Annotated in this window: 22 protein-coding genes; 3 read left to right on the top strand and 19 right to left on the bottom strand. The window is 49.8% G+C overall.

What is annotated here, in order from left to right; all coding sequences use genetic code 11:
* Window positions 1-13 precede the first annotated feature (13 nt).
* The 3 genes from JMA39_RS15600 (at window position 14) to JMA39_RS15590 (ending at window position 1907) form a co-directional block, all read left to right on the top strand.
* Window positions 14-586 (top strand): M14 family metallopeptidase, encoded by a 573-nt coding sequence (locus JMA39_RS15600; protein ID WP_202722780.1) that lies wholly within the window; start codon window positions 14-16, stop codon window positions 584-586.
* A 394-nt stretch (window positions 587-980) separates the two neighbouring features.
* Window positions 981-1418 carry a D-aminoacyl-tRNA deacylase gene (gene dtd, locus JMA39_RS15595; protein ID WP_202722779.1) on the top strand — a complete coding sequence of 146 codons (438 nt, stop codon included), beginning with the start codon at window positions 981-983 and terminating at the stop codon, window positions 1416-1418.
* Between the two features lie 39 nt (window positions 1419-1457).
* Window positions 1458-1907, top strand: coding sequence for a thioesterase domain-containing protein (locus JMA39_RS15590; protein WP_202722778.1), 450 nt, complete (start codon window positions 1458-1460; stop codon window positions 1905-1907).
* A 17-nt stretch (window positions 1908-1924) separates the two neighbouring features.
* On the opposite strand, the gene JMA39_RS15585 is transcribed toward JMA39_RS15590, so the two are convergent.
* From JMA39_RS15585 to JMA39_RS15495, 19 genes are all read right to left on the bottom strand, one after another.
* Window positions 1925-2251 carry a rhodanese-like domain-containing protein gene (locus JMA39_RS15585; RefSeq protein WP_202722777.1) on the bottom strand — a complete coding sequence of 109 codons (327 nt, stop codon included), beginning with the start codon at window positions 2249-2251 and terminating at the stop codon, window positions 1925-1927.
* A gap of 607 nt (window positions 2252-2858) precedes the next feature.
* Window positions 2859-4106, bottom strand: a complete 1248-nt coding sequence (locus tag JMA39_RS15580) for a beta-ketoacyl-ACP synthase (protein ID WP_202722776.1) — start codon at window positions 4104-4106, stop codon at window positions 2859-2861.
* Window positions 4103-4828, bottom strand: a complete 726-nt coding sequence (locus tag JMA39_RS15575; RefSeq protein WP_202722775.1) for a 3-ketoacyl-ACP reductase FabG2 — start codon at window positions 4826-4828, stop codon at window positions 4103-4105. Before JMA39_RS15575 ends, JMA39_RS15580 begins: the two co-directional genes overlap by 4 nt.
* 109 nt (window positions 4829-4937) lie before the next feature.
* Window positions 4938-5459, bottom strand: coding sequence for an ApeP family dehydratase (locus tag JMA39_RS15570; protein WP_202722901.1), 522 nt, complete (start codon window positions 5457-5459; stop codon window positions 4938-4940).
* Window positions 5460-5486: 27 nt separating this feature from the next.
* Entirely contained in the window at window positions 5487-6746 is a 1260-nt protein-coding gene (locus JMA39_RS15565) for a beta-ketoacyl-[acyl-carrier-protein] synthase family protein (protein ID WP_202722774.1), read from the bottom strand.
* A gap of 22 nt (window positions 6747-6768) precedes the next feature.
* On the bottom strand, window positions 6769-7431 hold the full coding sequence (locus tag JMA39_RS15560) for a DUF3261 domain-containing protein (RefSeq protein WP_202722773.1): 663 nt from the start codon (window positions 7429-7431) through the stop codon (window positions 6769-6771).
* Window positions 7419-8723 carry an NAD(P)/FAD-dependent oxidoreductase gene (locus JMA39_RS15555; protein WP_202722772.1) on the bottom strand — a complete coding sequence of 435 codons (1305 nt, stop codon included), beginning with the start codon at window positions 8721-8723 and terminating at the stop codon, window positions 7419-7421. Before JMA39_RS15555 ends, JMA39_RS15560 begins: the two co-directional genes overlap by 13 nt.
* Window positions 8713-11160 carry an MMPL family transporter gene (locus JMA39_RS15550; protein WP_202722771.1) on the bottom strand — a complete coding sequence of 816 codons (2448 nt, stop codon included), beginning with the start codon at window positions 11158-11160 and terminating at the stop codon, window positions 8713-8715. Before JMA39_RS15550 ends, JMA39_RS15555 begins: the two co-directional genes overlap by 11 nt.
* A gap of 5 nt (window positions 11161-11165) precedes the next feature.
* Entirely contained in the window at window positions 11166-11936 is a 771-nt protein-coding gene (locus JMA39_RS15545; protein ID WP_202722770.1) for an outer membrane lipoprotein carrier protein LolA, read from the bottom strand.
* Entirely contained in the window at window positions 11933-12379 is a 447-nt protein-coding gene (locus JMA39_RS15540; RefSeq protein ID WP_202722769.1) for an acyl-CoA thioesterase, read from the bottom strand. The genes JMA39_RS15545 and JMA39_RS15540 overlap by 4 nt, the downstream gene beginning before the upstream one ends.
* Window positions 12376-12510 carry a hypothetical protein gene (locus tag JMA39_RS21350; RefSeq protein WP_269154452.1) on the bottom strand — a complete coding sequence of 45 codons (135 nt, stop codon included), beginning with the start codon at window positions 12508-12510 and terminating at the stop codon, window positions 12376-12378. The genes JMA39_RS15540 and JMA39_RS21350 overlap by 4 nt, the downstream gene beginning before the upstream one ends.
* The gene (locus JMA39_RS21345) at window positions 12507-12641 is read right to left on the bottom strand and encodes a hypothetical protein (RefSeq protein WP_269154452.1); all 135 of its coding nucleotides are present in this window, start codon (window positions 12639-12641) and stop codon (window positions 12507-12509) included. Before JMA39_RS21345 ends, JMA39_RS21350 begins: the two co-directional genes overlap by 4 nt.
* Window positions 12638-12772: a hypothetical protein gene (locus JMA39_RS21340; RefSeq protein ID WP_269154451.1), complete on the bottom strand. Its 135-nt coding sequence runs from the start codon at window positions 12770-12772 to the stop codon at window positions 12638-12640. Before JMA39_RS21340 ends, JMA39_RS21345 begins: the two co-directional genes overlap by 4 nt.
* Window positions 12772-14334, bottom strand: coding sequence for an HAL/PAL/TAL family ammonia-lyase (locus JMA39_RS15520; protein WP_202722768.1), 1563 nt, complete (start codon window positions 14332-14334; stop codon window positions 12772-12774). The genes JMA39_RS21340 and JMA39_RS15520 overlap by 1 nt, the downstream gene beginning before the upstream one ends.
* Complete coding sequence (locus JMA39_RS15515) at window positions 14331-16061, bottom strand: glycosyltransferase family 2 protein (protein WP_202722767.1); 1731 nt, start codon at window positions 16059-16061, stop codon at window positions 14331-14333. Before JMA39_RS15515 ends, JMA39_RS15520 begins: the two co-directional genes overlap by 4 nt.
* Complete coding sequence (locus JMA39_RS15510) at window positions 16061-16435, bottom strand: ApeI family dehydratase (protein WP_202722766.1); 375 nt, start codon at window positions 16433-16435, stop codon at window positions 16061-16063. Before JMA39_RS15510 ends, JMA39_RS15515 begins: the two co-directional genes overlap by 1 nt.
* Window positions 16432-17811, bottom strand: a complete 1380-nt coding sequence (locus JMA39_RS15505) for an AMP-binding protein (protein WP_202722900.1) — start codon at window positions 17809-17811, stop codon at window positions 16432-16434. The genes JMA39_RS15510 and JMA39_RS15505 overlap by 4 nt, the downstream gene beginning before the upstream one ends.
* Window positions 17808-18356 (bottom strand): COG4648 family protein, encoded by a 549-nt coding sequence (locus tag JMA39_RS15500; RefSeq protein ID WP_202722765.1) that lies wholly within the window; start codon window positions 18354-18356, stop codon window positions 17808-17810. Before JMA39_RS15500 ends, JMA39_RS15505 begins: the two co-directional genes overlap by 4 nt.
* Window positions 18356-18604 (bottom strand): acyl carrier protein, encoded by a 249-nt coding sequence (locus tag JMA39_RS15495; RefSeq protein WP_202722764.1) that lies wholly within the window; start codon window positions 18602-18604, stop codon window positions 18356-18358. Before JMA39_RS15495 ends, JMA39_RS15500 begins: the two co-directional genes overlap by 1 nt.
* Window positions 18605-18611 lie beyond the last annotated feature (7 nt).

The raw sequence follows: 18611 nt of genomic DNA, 5'->3' as shown, positions 1-18611 counted from the left end.
AAATATAGACGCTATGAAAAAACTGATTGTTGCAGGCTTAACTCTGGGCTTAACTATGGGGCTAACGGCTTGTGCTTCAACTGAAAAAACAGCTGAGGCAGAAGTTGCTGCTAAAGCGCCTGATAGTGTGGATTTGGGTGGTTTATCTAACGAAGAAGCCACTACTAAATTACTAGAAGCACTGTTAAATAAGGGCTATTTGGCATCTCGCGCCGGACCGAATGGGGTGGCGGTCAATTTTGATAACAGCCAGTTTATTTTGCAGCCGAGTATCAACCCTGATGGTATCGATCGCATCATGATGAATCGCTTCTACGCCATTCATCCTAAGTATGTGGGTAGCAAAGAGATGCTACTAATGATCGGCACCTTGAACCAAAAGCTAAATTTCGCCAAGTTTGTTATCCGTGACCAAGGTGCGGTGATCCAAGTACAAGGTGCGGCAACCTTTGTCGACACGATTTCTATGGAAGAGATCCGTCGTTTCATCCTATGGATTGATGAAGGTTTGCGTCAAGTTGGTGAGTCTCTACCAAAAGGCTCAGAAGACGTGATTAAGCCAATTCCAGTGATGCAGGCGATTTAAAAGAAGGTTCTAGGAAAGGCAAAGAAAGATTCTAGGTGCTAGGAAAGGCTAAGACGGAAAGCAGGGAAAGCTAAGACGAACGGCCTGCGGCCTCGGGAACGTGACAGCGTCACTTACGGACCGCTGCGCTTACGGAAAAGATCGGAAAGCTAAGAAAGGTCCTAGGTGCTAGGAAAAGCTAAGAAAGAGCTAGGTTCTAGGAAAGGCAAAGCCGATAAAGCATACTCTCTTCTGTAGGTTGGGCTTTAGCCCATCAATTTTGCTGTTCCTAGCAGGGCGTAGCCCGTCCTAGAAGCGAAGCGTCCTAGAACCTAGTACCTTGTTTTAAAGCGCAGCGTCCTAGGACCTAGGTCCTTTTTTTAAGTATTTATTTTTTTATCGGAGAGTGTTGTACGTGATTGCCCTAATTCAACGTGTGAGTGAAGCAAAAGTTGTCGTTGATGGCGCGACTATCGGTGAGATAGATAAAGGCCTGTTGGTGTTACTCGGTGTTGAGCGTGAGGATAACATTGAGAAGATGCAAAAATTGGCCACTAAGGTGATGAGCTACCGGGTGTTTTCCGATGAGAATGGCAAGATGAATCTGAACCTTGAGCAGGCGGGTGGCAGCCTGTTAGTGGTATCGCAGTTTACTTTAGCTGCTGATACGGGCCGTGGTTTGCGCCCGAGTTTCTCCGGTGCTGGCACGCCAGAACAAGCCCGCGAACTCTATGAAGCTTTTGTCGATTTTTGCAAATCCAAAGGGGTTAACACCCAAACTGGTCAATTTGCCGCAGACATGAAAGTCTCCTTAGTCAACGACGGTCCAGTGACCTTTAACCTGCAAGTCTAGGGCTTTTCTGGTAAGCAGCGGATTATTTTGGATAAGCCGATGACAATCTCAAACCATGACATTTTACTTCAGCAACTGCAGCAGACTTGGCATCAAACCATACCTGTTAGTGAGTTTATGCAGATAGCGCCGTTGGCATTTGATGGTGAGACTTTCGAGGTTTCAGCTCCACTTGAGCCTAATATAAACCTGCATAACACCATGTTTGCAGGCAGTATTTACACGCTTATGACCTTAACGGGGTGGGGAATGCTGTGGTTGCAGCAAAAGCTAGCCGAGCAAGAGGGTGATATCGTCTTGGCCGACGCCAATGTGCGTTATCTCGCCCCCATCGACAGTCAGCCAATTGCTAAGGTTAATTGGCCTGATTGCGATCTATCAAAATTGTCCTTAGGCCGTCGTGTAAAGGTACGGCTAGAGGTCGAACTCTATTGCAATGATCTGCTATGTGCCAGCTTTTCAGGGCTATATGTCAGTAAGGGCAAGTAAGCTTATTCCGAACGGTATTAGCGCTTTGGCTGACAGCAGAGTAGATCTTTTAATGCACCGCCGTTAATCACGCACTCTAAGCCATTAGCTTTTAAAATATCGCAGCCCTTTTGCGCGCGAATGCCTGCACCGCAATAGAGCACAAACACTTGCTGACGGTTTTCAACTTTGTGCAGCCAAGTCGCTAAAGTATCTAGTGGTACATTGATCGCCTGTGGCAGATGCTCGCCAGCAAACTCTTGTGGCGAGCGCACATCGATCACGATCGCACCTTCCTCTATCAGCTGCCAGCATTGGCTACTAGCCGGCTTGGTTGATAATTCTGAAATCTGAGTGTTTAACATAGCCACCTCTATTTATAATGTTCTTTGGCTGAACAAAACTTGTGCAGATATTTAAACCTTTAATTAGATTAATTTCAATAAGTTTTTTCTAATGCTGTTTTAGTATGTAAATCATTTATGGCTAGAACATGAAAACTAGCAATGAAAATCAGCTATAAAAAAGGATTTAGGTTCTAGGGCGCTGCGTTTTAAAACAAGGTACGAGATTCTAGGACGCTGCGCTTCGAGGACGGGCTACGCCCTGCTAGGAACAGCAAAAGCAAGCGTCTTTGTTAGCTTTTCGGCTTTCTGTAGGTCGGCATTTATGCCGACAAATTCTTTATAAAAACCAAGCTTGATGGGCTAAAGCCCAACCTACAGAAAAAAGAAGGTACTAGGCTCTAGGACGCTGCGCTTTGAGGACGGGCTGCGCCCTGCTAGGAACAGCAAAAGCCAAAAGCACCATCTTTGCCGCTTCTTAGTTTTTTCGGCCTGTCCCATCTTTTCCGTAAGCGCAGCGTTCCGTAAGTGACGTAGTCACGTTCGTAAGGCCACAGGCCACTCGTCTTTGCTTTAAAGATCTTAGAACCTGCTTTTCCTAGAACCTAGTACCTACTATGCCTAGGTCCTATCTTTTAAACCGCTTAAAGATCAGCGATGTATTGATGCCGCCAAAGGCGAAGTTATTACTCATCACATAATCGGTTTCAAGTTGACGGATCTCATCTTTGATGTAGTCCAGCTCGCCGCATTCAGGGTCGATATCGGTCAGATTCAGTGTTGGTGCAAACCAGCCTTCGTTCATCATCTCTATGCTCACCCAAGCTTCTAGCGCGCCGCAGGCGCCCAATGTATGGCCGGTGTAGCTCTTAAGTGAAGAGATAGGCTGCTCAGCACCAAACACCGCATGCGTGGCCTGTGTCTCGGCGATATCGCCGCGATCGGTCGCGGTGCCGTGGGCATTTACATAACCAATCTTATCGGCGTCGATGGCTGCATCTTTCAGTGCTAAGCGAATCGCGATCTCCATGGTTTCACTATTGGGCTGCGTCACATGTAGACCATCGGCATTGGTACCAAAACCGACGATTTCGGCATAGATTTTTGCGCCGCGGGTCTTAGCATGCTCAAGCTCCTCTAAGACTAGCGTGCAGGCGCCTTCGCCAATCACTAGGCCGTCACGGCTTTTATCAAATGGGCGCGGCGTCTCGGTTGGCGTGTCATTTTTGGTGCTGGTGGCAAATAGCGTGTCGAAAACCACAGCCTCTGTCGGGCAAAGCTCTTCGCCGCCGCCGGCAAGCATGAGATCTTGCTGGCCATACTTGATGGCTTCATAGGCGTAACCTATGCCTTGGCTGCCTGAGGTGCAGGCGCTGCTGGTGGTGTGCACTCGGCCTTTTAGGCCAAAGAAAACCCCAACGTTAACTGCCGTGGTGTGTGCCATCATACGGATATAGCTGGTGGCGGTAACACCTGACATATCGCCATCTTTAAGCATGTCACCAAAAGCAATAATAGGATCGGTACTGCCCGTGGATGAGCCGTAAGCAATGCCCATCGCGCCAGATGTCACCACAGGATCATCAAGCAAGTTAGCATCAATCAGTGCAAGTTCGCTGGCACGGGTGGCCATAATCGACACCCGTCCCATGGAGCGGATCTTTTTACGCTTGTAGTGGCTTGGCACTTCAAAGTCAGTAATAGGGGCGGCTAAACGGGTATGCAGATCAGCAAACCTGTCCCATTCGTCCATACGCACCACGCAGTTTTTCTGTGCTTTCAAGCTGTCAGCAATCGTTGGCCAATCATGGCCGAGGGCTGAAATACCGCCAACGCCAGTGATCACTACGCGGCGAGGAAAAGCTGCTTGGCTCATATCATGCCTCCATTTACCGAGATCACTTGGCGAGTGATATAGGCGGCATCTTCTGACATCAAGTAGTTTGCTAGGCCCGCAATCTCCGAGGGTTTACCCATGCGGCGCATCGGCACTATGGTGTTGACCATCTCTTTTGGAATATCGCTGACCATGTCCGTTTCGATAAGCCCAGGGGCGATGCAGTTTACGGTGATCTTACGTTTAGCGAGCTCTAAGGAGAGCGCCTTGGTTGCGCCAATAATCCCAGCCTTAGAGGCACTGTAGTTAACCTGACCACGATTGCCTGCGATGCCCGATACCGATGCAAGGGTGATAATACGTCCGCCTTGACGGCCCTGTACCATAGGCATAACGGTTGGGTGGATAACGTTATAGAAACCATCTAGGTTGGTATGCACCACGCTGTCCCACTCCGACTCTGTCATCGCAGGAAAGGCGGTGTCGGCATTGATGCCGGCATTGAGCACCACGCCGTAATAGGCGCCGTATTGCTCGATATCTTGCTCAATCGCTTGTTTGACTGCGGATCTATCGGCGATATCAAACTGCAGACAGCTGACCTTAATCCCTAACTGCTCAAGCTCCGCCTTGGTGGCATCGGCGGCGGTTTGATTGCTATGAAAATGCATCGCAATGTCATGGCCGGAGGCGGCAAGTTTTAGGGCAATAGCTTTGCCTATGCCGCGGCTTGAACCGGTAATTAATACTCTTTTTGTCATCTTATGGCTCCCTGCGTAGCGCCCTAGTTAGTCTGTTGTTTGTGGTTGCCTTTGTGGGGCTAGTTGTGACTGAGTGGGGACGCTGCACCTTGGTATTTTTATCGATAAATTACTGAGTAGACTCGGCAATGTAGGCTAAGGCGTCTTGTGGCTGGAATACATTCACATTGGCTTCGGCCACCACCTCTTGGTTATGTAAAATTTGGCAGTCAAATACCGCCAACCCCGATTCCTCTTGGTAGAGGCGAGTCACTCGGGTTTGATAGCTTTGTCCAAGCTCAAATTGTGGGATGTGCATCTTTAGCTTACGGCTTCCCAGCAAGAATCCCACTCGAATAATGTCATCGCGTAGATGGGCTTCTACGCCTGCCAGTGCCGCGATGCTTTGTGCCATATACTCGATGCCGACATAGTTAGGCACGCCGTTGAGATTGGCATCGAAATAGGGACTAGAGGCCGAGATATCAGTCTGAGTCAGCAAGCTATCATGGCTATAGTGCAGTAGCTGGCTGATTAAGATCATTGGCTGGCGATGGGGAATAAACTTCTCCACCTCTTGCTCGGCAAGCTTAGTGACATCGAACTTAGTCACATCACACTTGTTTGCATCACACTGAGGTACGTTAAGCATCTTAGTTTGTCTCTGTTGAGTCATTATCTATATTTTCGCTTCGCGACTTGAGCTGATACGGCTCAAGATCAGGCTAGCATTACTGCCACCAAAGGCAAAAGAGTTACTCATTACGTGATTAATATTGGCCTGTTGCCCTTTGGTGACTAGCGGAAGGCTTGGGTCGTTAGGATCTTGCTCCCCGTCCCACACCTGCGGTGGCAATTGCTGGTGAGTATTGTAATCACTGAGCAGTAGATAACAAAACGCCGCTTCTATCGCACCCGCAGCGCCTAAAGTATGGCCCGTGAGTGGTTTGGTTGAACTCGCTGCAGGCAAGTTATTGCTAAATACTTGATGTACGGCGCGGCTCTCCATGGCGTCATTTTTTGGTGTCGCTGTGCCATGCAGGTTGAGGTAATCGATCTGCTCAGGCTTGAGGTTTGCCATGGTAAGGGCGGCTTGCATCGCATTGACGGCACCTCTGCCTTCTGGATGCGGTGCCGAGATATGGTGGGCATCGCTAGACTCGCCAATGCCACTGAGAATTATCGCTTTCTCCTCATCTTCTTGCGCTGTTTTTTCAGCAGCAAGCTTCTCTAGGGTAACTTTCTCTAAAAGAAAGAGCGCGCCGCCTTCACCGATATTGATGCCGTCACGATTAACGCTAAAGGGTTGGCAATGGCCGCTAGATATGGATTCAAGTGAGTAAAAGCCGTTAAGGGTAAGCTTACACAGGGTATCGATACCACCGACAATCACCATGTCACAGATCTCGGCATCAATAAGGCGCTTGGCGCTGGCAAAGACCTTGGCGCTAGAGGAGCAAGCAGTTGATACGGTATAGCAAGGGCCAGTTAACTCAAAGTAGGCCTGCAAAAACTGGCTCGTATCCCCAAGCTCTTGCTTGGCATAGTCATACTCTTTAGCGAATTCGCCGCGAGTTTCATACTCACTAAGCGCAGCTTCGCCGGTGGCAATGCCCGAGGTGCTGGTGCCGATAATGATACCGATTCGTTCACATCCGTAGCGTGCCTTAGCTTGCTCAACGGCTTGCTCTATCTGCCGAGCAATCAACAGCGTCAGCTGGTTATTACGGGTATCAAACCGCTTTAAGGCTGATGGGATCACTGGCAGCTCGGCATCGACTTGGCCAACCAACACTGGGCGTTCAAATAGCAGATCGTCACGCCACTGCATGCCAGCGATACTGGCTTGGAGTAAGTTATCGAGCACTGCTTGCGGTGACTGGCCTAGAGGGCAGCATAAACCTAAATGGGTTATCGCGATTTGTGTTGTTGAGTTCACTTAAATTTCCACTAAATCAGGTTTATAACGGGCTAATGCTCAACTTAAAGTTTGCAGCATCAATACTTAGGCTAACATGAGCCTGCCACTTGTCTAAATTACTATAGCGTATGGCTATTATCGGCTGCTTGTCAGCTGCCGAGTCAATAGTCCCATTTTTAGCCTTATTGTTAGCAAAGAATAGCCCGCGACACAAAGCGCTATCGCAGTCATAGCTCTGCATCTTGGCGCCTTGTAAATTCGGGTTGACGCTGGCATCGGGCCAATAGATAAGTTGCATAATCGCCAACAGGTATTCTGCCTTAAATTGATCGCCGAGTAGCTGGCTCTGCTCACTGATCAAGGTGTTACCATCATAGGTGAGGGTAAACAGCGCCTGCCCAAGTGGAGCGAGACCCACTAGAGTGAGCTGCTGTGGCTCAAGCTCCAACTGACTGAGCAACTCGTGTTGGCTATCTTGAGTCTGGATGCTGACCTTTTGAGTGGCACTGACTGCTGTTTGATTTTCTTCCAAAAGGCTATCATCGATGAGCTTAGCTCCCAAGACTTGTTGAGTGATAGGCGCTAAGCAGTAGCTTACATCCGCTGCCAGTTCGACACAGGTTTGACGCTGCAGGGTTTGGCTACAGCCAGTAATTAACAGGCATAGGCCCGTAAAGGCTAACGCTATAGTTAACTTCGACATAGCTCTACAACCATATTGAGTCTGCGCTTCGATTCGCTAACGAAAGGATTGTTGTCATCCCAAGCATATCCAGCAAGAATTGAGCAGATCATCTGCTTGATTTTCGGGTCGGGCTTATCGAAGAAGATCGCTTCTTGGAAACGACAGTCGTACCAAGCTTCGACATAGGTTCTGAAAGTATCGACCCCTTTCATTAGCGGTTGGGCATAGTCTTGCTGCCAATCGACCCGCTCTCCATCCAGCTGTCTTATCAGTGTTTTAGCCGCCATGGATGCAGACTGCATCGCTATGGTTACCCCCGATGAAAATACCGGATCGAGAAACTCGCCAGCATTACCCAGCAGGGCAAACTTATCGGTAGCTAGTGTCTTCACATTTGCCGAGTAGCCTTTGAGTAGCCCCGACTCGTTTATCAGCTCTGCATCTGCGAGTAACGCTCTTAATCCCGGCTCTTGGTTAATCATGGTCTTAAGAATTTTATCTAAGTCACTATTGCCGATCTCATCACTAAAGCCATTACTAGCGTAGCCGCTTAGAGAGGAGAGTTGTTCAGGCTCCCCCACAACGCCGACCGAGCAGCGACCATCGCTGAAAGGAATGAGCCAATACCAGATATCTTGATTATCTGGATGGACACTGATCAAAATCTTATTGCGGTCAAAGCTTGGGTCTGTGATGTTGTCGTGAATATGGTTAAACACGGCGCTTCGAGTCGGCAGTGTCGAGGGTTTTTCTAAGCCGAGTAGCTTAGGTAGCACACGACCAAAGCCACTGGCATCGAGCACAAACTTGGCATTGATGGTTTGCTTTTCGCCTTTGTCATTAATCACGCTAAGGCTTGGTTCGGCGCTTAAATCTATCGACTCGACCCTGTGACCGTAACGGATCTCCACGCCTTGACTGACAGCTTCATCGGCTAGCAGTTTATCGAAATTAGCGCGCTCTACCTGAAAGGTCGTGCCGGGGCCGGGGGTGAACTTATCGGTAAAATCGAAACTGGTGTAGCTATCTTGGTAGCGAAAAGCGGCGCCGTTTTTAAACTGGAATCCCGCTTGATTGACTGCCTCAAGCATATTGGCTTCATCGATAACTTGCATGCAGCAAGGCAGTAGGCTCTCACCGATAGAGAAGCGCGGAAAATGCTGTTTCTCTAACACTAATACTTTTTTACCTTGAGCATGTAGCAAGCTAGCGGCAATGCTACCCGATGGCCCCGCGCCAATAATGGCAACATCGACCGCTTCGGTTACACCAGATTCACTCTCATACTGAACAGCTTGATCAGTCGACATCAATAGACTTCCTTGTAAAAATTTGAATAAAAGGGGAGAGCAAGAAGGTAAAGCCAATACCTAGCATTAGGGTTAGGCCGAACGCATTAATTGCTGGTGTTTGGCTAAAGGCAAGCAAGCCAAAAGCGAGTAGGGTCGACATGGCTGACATAAACACCGCCATCATCACTCCACGAGTCTGCTGCTTAGACTCGGCAAAAAACAGGCTGTAGTCGATGCCGATGCCGAAGACTAAGATCAGTGCCAATGCATGAAATAGGGTTAGCGGATTATGGCTGATGCCTAAGCAGGCCAAGGTCAGTAGGGCCGACAGGGCTGGAACCGCAACGACAACTGCGGCGAGCCTTATGCCAAATCTAAAGGTGAAGATGATCCCGGCGATAAGTAGCGCTAGTGCTAACAATCCTAAGGTAATCTGGCGATAGTGGCCCATAACCGTTGAGATATCGCCGACTTTATCGACCAACTCAACATGAGGTAGAGCATCAAAACGTTGAGTCAGCGCCTCTAACTGTGTGATCCCGCCAAGCAGCACGATAGCGCCGTAACCGCTTTCGCCCTCTTGTGGCGATAACCATAACGGCTTAAAACTTTCGCCCGCAGCATGATTTAATAAGCTATCGGCAGTGATGAAGTTTCCCTTTGCCGCTTGGTATTGCTCTATAAGCGCGCCTTTAATGCTGGGATCTAAGCCTAAGCTGGCAAGGATCTCATCTAAATGCTCTCGATAGATCAGCCCCTGTAGTTGGTAGTGTCGCTCCTGCGCTGACTGACTTGGCAGAAAGCGGCTTAGGCTCAGGTGGTTACCTATTAAGTTATCTTGCTCAGCTTGTTTGAGGAGTGGCTCCAACTGAGCGAGCTCATCGGTAACCTGCTGCTCGGAATCTCCGGTCACCAGTAGAAACTGATTGTCGGTGCCACCACTAAGTAGGGTGCGTAGCTCATCTTCCTCGGCTTGAATATCTGCAGGTGTATGCTGTAGTTGGCGGATATCGTCATTCGCGGCCAGCTGGGTAAAACCTATGGTGATAAACACGCAGGTTCCAACTGCTAGCAGTAGACGCTTACTCGACCCAGCAGGCATTAGGCTAAGCATAAAGCCTTGATAGCTGCTGGCGTAATCTAGGGCCCTATTTCCATCTCGCAATGGTCGAGCGGCAAGAGTTGGGTAGGCTAGTAGCAAAGTTAAGTAGGCACCGACTAAGCCAGAGGCGCAGAATATTGCGACCTGCTGCATCCCAGGGAAAGGGGCGAGGCCTATGGCACTGTAGGCGATAACACTGGTCAGTAGCGCCAGTGATATGGCGATAAAAATCTGCTGGATGACTCGGTCGCTACTATGACTTGGGTGATTTAAACGCTCACAGTAGTAATGAAAACAGTAGTCAATTGAGATCCCGATAAGGCTAGTGCCAAATACCAGTGTCAGTAGGTGTAGCTCTCCAAATACTGCCGTTGTTGTTACCACTGCAAATAGGAAGCTGCTGCTGACGGTGACCAAGGCGATAGTGAGCGGCATAAAGGAGCGAAACGCGAACCAGACCAAGGCGATAACACCTAACAGTGAGATAAGGCCGATACTCGAGACCTCTCTCTTGGCGTTTTCGGTTGCCGCCATTGCATGAAATAGTGCGCCCGCCTTGATGATCTCAATATCACTGTCTTGCTGCTTTACCGCATCGAATGCCGTTGTCAGTGCCGAGAGTTGTAGCTGTTGTGCGTTAGGGTTAAAGGCGCTATCGCGGCCTTTAGCCATCACGATAGCGGCAAATCTTGGACTCTGGTTTAGCGCTTTTGGGGCGATAGTCTTGAGCAGTACTCCCTGCTTAACGCTAAGCTGCTGCGATGGTGCCAATGCGATCAGATTGTCAGGGTAGAGCAGCAGTGGGTCATGAGTCAGCAAGTCGCTGTTAGCATAACTAAAGGCGTTATAAAGCTTTTCGAGGGCGGCTTGCGTGAGCTGCTGCCATTGTCCCCGCTCAAGCAGTTGCTGCTGCTCATTGGTGAGTAGCTGAAATCTATGATTAAAGTAATAACGGTTTAGTGCCTCGGCCTGCGCCATATCGGCGCTGCTAATGTCGATAAAGGCACTTTTTCGAGCCGTGTTTTGAGTACTTTTTTTCGTATTATGTTGCGAGGGCAGCTTAAGCTTTGCCATTGCAGTCTTGGCCGCATCAATTGCTGACTGCTCATTGCCACTAATGAAGCCTAGGTAGATACGGTTAGCCAGTTGCTGCTCGACCTGTGCCATTGCACGCTGGGTCATAGGGCTTTCACTCACCTTGGGGAGCATGGCGAGAATATCGCTTTGTACCCGAGCGCCGCCCTGCCACAGCACAAGACCTGTCGCTAAGGTAATAGCGATTAGGGTTAGCCAAATAAAGAGTCTTAACTTGGCGGTATTGTGGCTTAGAAATCGATTCAAGCTCGGCTTCATGATGGCTATTTGCCCTCGATCTGAGGGGCGGTATTTGGCGATATTTCTGGTAACGGAGCGGGGCTAAAGCGCTGTTTGTCCGCTGCCGTTAATGGGCTTTCATCGATGGCTGAAAATTCGATGCGGCTGCGATCGCCATTACGGCTAAACAGCACCAGAGTTTGGATCTGCTCATTGCCAGCCAGCACCATCTGCGGCATTGCTTTCTCTAGCAATGGGTCTGTGGGTTTTAGCCCCAGTTGCCACTGTTGAGGCGCTTGGCCTTCAGCGTTCGAGTCTAGCTGCAGACTGAGGCTAAAATGCTGCGCTAACTGCTGAATATCACCGCTTAACAGGGCATTTAACAGCTTTGGCATCAGCTCACTCATCTGATTGCCACTGCCAGCTTGATCGGCGTTATTGATGTTGATATTGCCTTGGCTGTCTATCTGGATAAGCTGCTTATCTTTTAAGATCAGTGTGCTGGCAAACGGGGTATTTTGCTGCCAAATTACGCCGAAATCTTTTGCAAAGACAAACTCACCTTGGCTCACTAACGGCTTTTTAAGCACCTTGAGGTAGCGATACTGGCTGAAATCCCCTTTGGCCTGCGCACTTGGCGATAGCTGGGTCGTTAGCTTTGTTAGCTCTGCACTGCTCGCCCCATGCTGAAACAGCTCTGAGTAATTGGCGTCTGTATCAGCTTGCGCGTAACTGCTGCTGAGCAGCACTGACAGCAGTAGGGCTTGTGTTAGGGCGAGTGCTCGAGCTTGTGTTAGGGGAAAGAGACGTTTCATTCGCTTTGCTCATTACTGGATAGCTGGGGCAGTAGATGGGCTATCTTCTGCTGGAAGACCTCAGGCGTCACAAAGCACAGCTCTTGAGTTTGCATATCGACCGCAGCCTGAATGGTGTGGCCCTTAGTGATACGCTTACCCGTTTGAGCATCGACCACCTGATAATTTATCTTGAGGCGGTTTTCCCATTCGACCAGAGCAGCCTTAACGATCACCGTCTGCTCGAAGGTGCTCGATTGCACGTATTTTATCTGTACGTCGACAATCGGCCAGCTAAACCCTGAGTCTTGCATGGCGCGGTAGCCGTAGCCGATTTTATCGAGCAGCTTACAGCGCACCAGTTCAAAGTAACGGAGGTAGTTACCATGCCAAGTGATCCCCATCGAATCGACATCGTGAAACGGGATCTCTACTTCCAGTTCCGTGAATAAGATACCTTTCATTGGCAGGCTCCTAGTTCGGAAGTCAGCTCAACTTTTGGCACAGGTAAGCCATGCCAACAGTTATAGCCCATCGAATCGACATCGTGAAACGGGATCTCTACTTCCAGTTCTGTGAATAAGATACCTTTCATTGGCAGGCTCCTAGTTCGGAAGTCAGCTCAACTTTTGGCACAGGTAAGCCATGCCAACAGTTATAGCCCATCGAATCGACATCGTGAAACGGGATCTCTACTTCCAGTTCTGTGAATAAGATACCTTTCATTGGCAGGCTCCTAGTTCGGAAGTCAGCTCAACTTTTGGCACAGGTAAGCCATGCCAACAGTTATAGCCCATCAAATCGACATCATGAAACGGGATCTCTACTTCCAGTTCAGTATGTAGAACGCCTTTCATTAGCTGCACACTTCCCAGTAGCCATTTTGGATCTTATCCACCGTTGAGCGCAGGGTCTGCTCTAATGGTCTGTCTTCGGTCAGTAGCTCAAAGTCTGCTTCGACTTGGGCCAAGGTTTTACCCAGCGATGGGGTAATCGAGCTCGGCACGAGCTCCTCCAGTGCGATACGCAGGCGAATGCCTTGTGACATGGCGAGCAGCGCCGCAGCGGCCACTTGTTCGGTTAGCTGTAGTACGCGCATACAGTCGCGAGCAGAGATGGTGCCCATGCTAACTTTATCTTGGTTATGACATTCGGTAGAGCGCGAAAACACGCTAGCAGGCATAGTGTTTTTAAGGGCTTCAGCCGTCCAAGCCGACACGCCAATCTGCACCGCTTTAAAGCCGTGGTTAATCGCCTTACGCTTGCCTTGAGCACCAGAAAGATTAGCGGGTAGGCCGTTATTGAACTTTTGATCCATCACTAGCGCCATCTGACGATCGATCAGATCGGCAATATTGGCCACCGCGTTTTTCATCGCATCCATGGCAAAGGCGATGTGACCACCATAGAAGTGACCACCGTGCAGGATATGCTCGCCTTCACCATCGACAATAGGATTGTCATTGGCACTGTTCAGCTCCGTCTCAATAAACTGGCGCATAAATGGCAGCGCATCTTGCAGTACGCCAATCACATGGGGGGCGCAGCGGATAGAATATCTGTCCTGCAGTCTATCTGAGTTGCGTGGATGAATATGATGATTCAGATCTTCACGGATCCACGCCGCGATCTGGTTTTGCCCTGGGTGTGGCTTGGCGGCAAACAGGATGTCATCGAAGTGATTCGAGTTTCCTTTGAGTGTGAGTGAAGCCATAGCGGTGATGCGGCTAGCAAGGCGTGCCATATATTGAGCGCGATCATAGGCAAGGCAGGCGAGGGCCGTCATTACTGCGGTGCCGTTCATCAGTGCTAAGCCCTCTTTCGGGCGTAGCTTAAGCGGTACGATATTCAGCTCTTTGTACACGTCACTGGTTGGGCGTCGCTCACCTTGATAGATGACATCACGCTCGCCAACAAGCACAGCAGCTAGGTAAGACAGTGGTGTTAAGTCACCACTGGCACCGACCGAACCCTCTTCAGGGATCACTGGGGTGATGTTGAGGTTGAGCAGGGTTTCGATACGCGCGAGTAACTCGTAACTCACGCCAGATTTACCTACGGCCAGTGAGCTGAGTCGGCATGCCATTACGGCGCGGGCTTGCATCGGCGATAAGATCTCTCCCATGCCGCAACCATGAAAACGGGTTAGGTGAAGAGGTAGCTCATGGACTAAATCTAAGCCCACAGTCACAGTACAGGAGTCGCCATAACCTGTGGTAACGCCGTAAACCACGCCCTCTTCTTTAAGTAAGCTATCGATAAACTGGGCGCCTTTTTGGATATAGGCTCGATACTCTTCAGTCTGATTTAGCTTAGCTGTTGCGCCTTTGGCGATAGCCACCACATCTTCAAGCGATAGGCTGTTATAGCCAAACTCAACGGTTTGCTGGCTAAGGTTATAGGTATTGTGTTGGGTCATTTGCTTGCTTGTCCTTTACTGCTGCAGCTACTGCTTTGCGCATCGGCACGTTGGAACTCTTCATCCTTGCGCCAGAAATCATAAAAATTAAACCATTGCAGTGGTTCACTCAGAGCAAAGTGCTCCAAGCGACTGCTAAATTCGTTTACGGCTTGCTCGAGCCTCTCGGCGCGCCCCGCTCTAGGGCCTTTTAAGGTATCGGCGAAGTGCTCAAGATGAACATGATATCGACCATTTTGGCGTAGGCAGAACATGGTATAAACTGGGCAATCGAGCAGCCCTGCCAGAATGAACGGCCCCTGTGGGAATGCGGCCTGTTCACCTAAAAACTCTTGATAGATAACCCGTCCAGTGGTTTGAGATGAGGTTCTGTCTCCGGCAATCACTACCAGTTCACCCGCTTCAATCTTTTGCTGTAGTAACATCGAGGTACTCGGGCCAAGCTCGGTCACCTGAATAAGATTCAGTGAGCTGTCGGGGTTAAGCTGCTTAAGCACCCTGTTAAAGTTCTCGGCGTTTTGCGTCAGCACCATGACATTGACTTTGACTTGGCGCTGGTGGATTGAGATTGCGCGGCACAGCTCTAAATTGCCTAGGTGTGACACCAGTAATACGGCGCCATTACCGGCAGCAAGTTCGCTGGCGAGCATCTCGCGGTTAGGAAAATCCACCTCTTCAAGCTTGATGCGATCGCACCAAGCATCGATCCTATCGAGGGCGGCATTACCGAAGGCGAAAAAGTGTTTTAGACTATCGCGCCAACTGAGTGGCTCACCTAGCTGTGGGTGATTAGGACGCTGGTGCTTAACATGGGTTAAAAACTGCTTCGATGCGGTGCGCGCCGTGGTTCCGGTGATAAAGAAATAGCAGATCACCGGATACATAATCGCGCGGCACAGCCAGTGCCCACCAAAACGGTAGCTTTGGGCTAACAGCTTAATCCCCCAGTAACTGCCACGCTCACTCATGCTTGACCAGTGCTTGTTTTGACTGGGTCTGGTGAACTTGTGCCATAGTTTTTTGGGTTGGTGCAACAACATGCCAAAGAAGAGTTTGCTGTGCATCAGTGAGATGCGTACATTGTCTTTAAGGCCTTGGAAATGACTCACCCCATCTTCGGGGTAGATCACCCGTGTTGGCAGATGGATAACGGGGACGCCTTGCCAATATAGGCGCACCAGCACTTCGATATCGAAATCCATGCGCTCGCCTAAGGCGTGGCTTAAAAATAGCTTCTCTGTTGCCGCCAGAGGGTAAATTCGAAAGCCACACATGGAGTCTTGAATATCGAAACTTAAGGTCTCTATCCACACCCAGAAGTGGGTGATATAGCGGCCATATAAGCGACCTTTAGGCACGGATTCGTCATATTGTGGTAGTCCTGAGATCAGCGCTTCAGGCGCAGATTCGGCCCGGGCGATCATTGCCGGAATATCGTTTAAATCGTGCTGACCATCGGCATCGACCTGCAACGCATGGGTAAAACCATCTGCGTAGGCTCTGCGCAGGCCTGTCATCACCGCCGCGCCTTTGCCGCGATTAAATGGGTGGTGGATCAGTGTCACCCAATCATACTTCTCTGCCAGCTCAATAAGTAGAAAGCGGGTGTCATCGTCACTGCCATCATTGACCAGATAACAGGGAAGCTCAAAGGCCGCAAGGCGCTCTAATGTCTTCTCGATTGCGCCGCGATGATTGTAGTTGGGAATAATCAGGGCCAGACGCATTAGTTTGCATCCGCCGTGTTAGGAGCACCATTGAGTGCAATGCGACCCGACGCAAAGCGCTTTTCGCCATCGCTGTAGGCAAAGGTCAGTTTAGCCTTGGCCGCATTGTGGCTAACGTTGAGATCGACCTGAGTTCCGGGCAGCATAAGCTGTTGAAACTTTAATACCTCTAAGGTTGCGACATCGATGGGATAACCGAAATGCTCACAGCCAAGTTTTATTGCCCAATCGAGCTGAGTCACACCGGGCAGAACCGGTTGCTCTGGAAAGTGGCCATTGAAGTAGTCGAGATCGGCTGCAATATCGAGCCGCCAAGTCACTGAGTCTTGCTCTTTGCTGCAACTGATGATGGTGGGCAATTTAGATTTAATCATTTGCTCTTAAACTTATCGATATCGAATAGGGCTAACATGCGAGACTGAACGCGCTTCCCTTGTTGATCCTGTGGCAGCTGTTCTACATAGCGCCAGCGTCTTGGTAGGGTGACCCGCTCAAACTGTGACAATAGATGATTCTTTAATTGGTTATTGAGGGCCAACTTACCGTTTGCTTCAAGTTGCTCTAACCCCTGAGTAGATAGCTCAATGGCAGCACCGAGCTGCACTCTAGGTTGCTCAAGCATCACCAGCGCGGCTTTAGTCACATAGGGGTGGCTCTCCAATAGTGACTCCATCTGCACCAGCGACAGGCGCTTTTCCTCGACCTTGATAATTCGGTCTAAGCGGCCTTGAAGGGTAAATTTTCCATCGGCGTGCAGGGCAATCTTATCATCGCACTTTAGCCATTCACTATCTGGCAGGTAGGGCGATTTCAGTAGTAGGGCGCCATCGCTTGGATCTTGCTGGATCTCAATCGGCGCAAAAGCTTGCCAGTCAGCATTAGGCTGGTGCTGACGACGATAGGCGATACCACCAGTTTCTGTGCTGCCAAAGACCTCTATCGGTGCTTGGCCATAACAGTTCGCCACGGCTTTGGATGCATCAAAACTCAAGGGACCGCCTGAACTAAATACCAGGCTAGGTGCGCGCAGTTGACGCTCGTTATCTAGGGCATCGGGCAATCGAGAAAGCTGCGCAGGACTACTGATCAAACACAGGTTTGGAAACAGGTTGGCATAGTAGTTTAAGGTCTCAGGGTATTCGACCAGATCGCTTAAGAATGGGCGGCTCGCGGCCAGAGGCCAGAGGATCTTAAACAGTAGACCGTAAATATGCTGGTGAGAGACGGTGGAGATGACGCTACAGTGGGGCAGGTGTTCGGCAAAGGTCTGCTCTAGTACGCTCACTTCGGCATCGAGCTGCTCAATAGACTTGACGACTCGCTTAGGTTTACCGCTGCTACCAGAAGTAAATAGGACGAGTTCGCCCCAGCTGTCAGCTTGCGGCCAATCACTAGTGGCTGGGTTGAGATCTTTATCGAGACGTAAAAATGCTTTGCCCTCACAGATGGGCATATCGGAGAGTACGCCATCGAATTCGTGGGTCAGCTCACTCAAGGTTCCCGCTTGTCGGTTCGCGGGTAGTATGACCTGCTTACCTGCAAGTAAACCTGCACACAATCCAACGGCAAACAGGTCGCTGCTATCGCAACATAGCAGCCAGCGTTGGGAGTCTGAGTCTGTGAGTTGCTGCTGTAACTGGGCGACTTGGGCGGTAAATGCAGAACCCGTCACGATATCGTGATGATTGAAGCTAATTAGCTGCTGTGCAGCTGGGCCTTGGCGGAGCCAAGATTTAAGTAGATCCGTCATGACTTTTTCAACCAAAATGTTCTGTATAACCATTCGCCACCCAGTAGCGACCCGATAAGCAGATAGGCGATCAGCCCGTTATAAAGCGTCCATGTTTCAATGCTGGTATAGAGTGCGGTATAAAGCGCCATAGTGCCATTAAAGATAAACAAGCCGCACCAAATCAGGGTGACGGTCTTGAGGTAGCCGATCGCCTCATCGGGCAGCTCAGGCTCCTTTAATCTTGCCAGTCTCTCTATCATGCTGGGACCGCGTTTTAGTGAATAACCAAAAAGCGCCAACATGGTGAGGTTTATTACCACAGGATAAAACAGCAACCAGTGATTTTGTTTGGCAATAAAGCTACCGGCCGTCAGCCCTATACCCACAAGAAGCGGCAGCATGAGCGCCTTTAATTTTTGCTGCTGCAGCATTAGTCGTAGGACTAAAATGGCGCACAAGGCGAGTGCTATGCTGCCTGCTGGCAAATAGTGCAGACCAAAATAGACCGCCAGTGGGTAGCCTATCACCACAAGGGTCGTCACTATTTGCAGGAATAGCCGCATTACTCTTTAACTAAACCTTCGATAGCCGTAACAACGTCATCTACGGTTCTCACCGCTTTAAACTCTTCAGGCTTAATCTTCTTGCCCGTCATCTGCTGCAGCTTAATCACCAAATCAACGGCATCGATGCTGTCTAGATCTAGCTCTTCGTATAGCGAAGCTTCTAGAGTGATATCTTCGGCATCAATCTCGAACTCTTCTACGAGGATTTGAGTCAGCATTTCAAGGATCTGTTCACGACTTTGCATAATTCCC

Origin of the sequence: Shewanella schlegeliana (assembly GCF_016765635.1) — a bacterium.
Lineage (GTDB): Bacteria > Pseudomonadota > Gammaproteobacteria > Enterobacterales > Shewanellaceae > Shewanella > Shewanella schlegeliana.
This window is presented reverse-complemented; position numbering and strand designations above follow the sequence as displayed.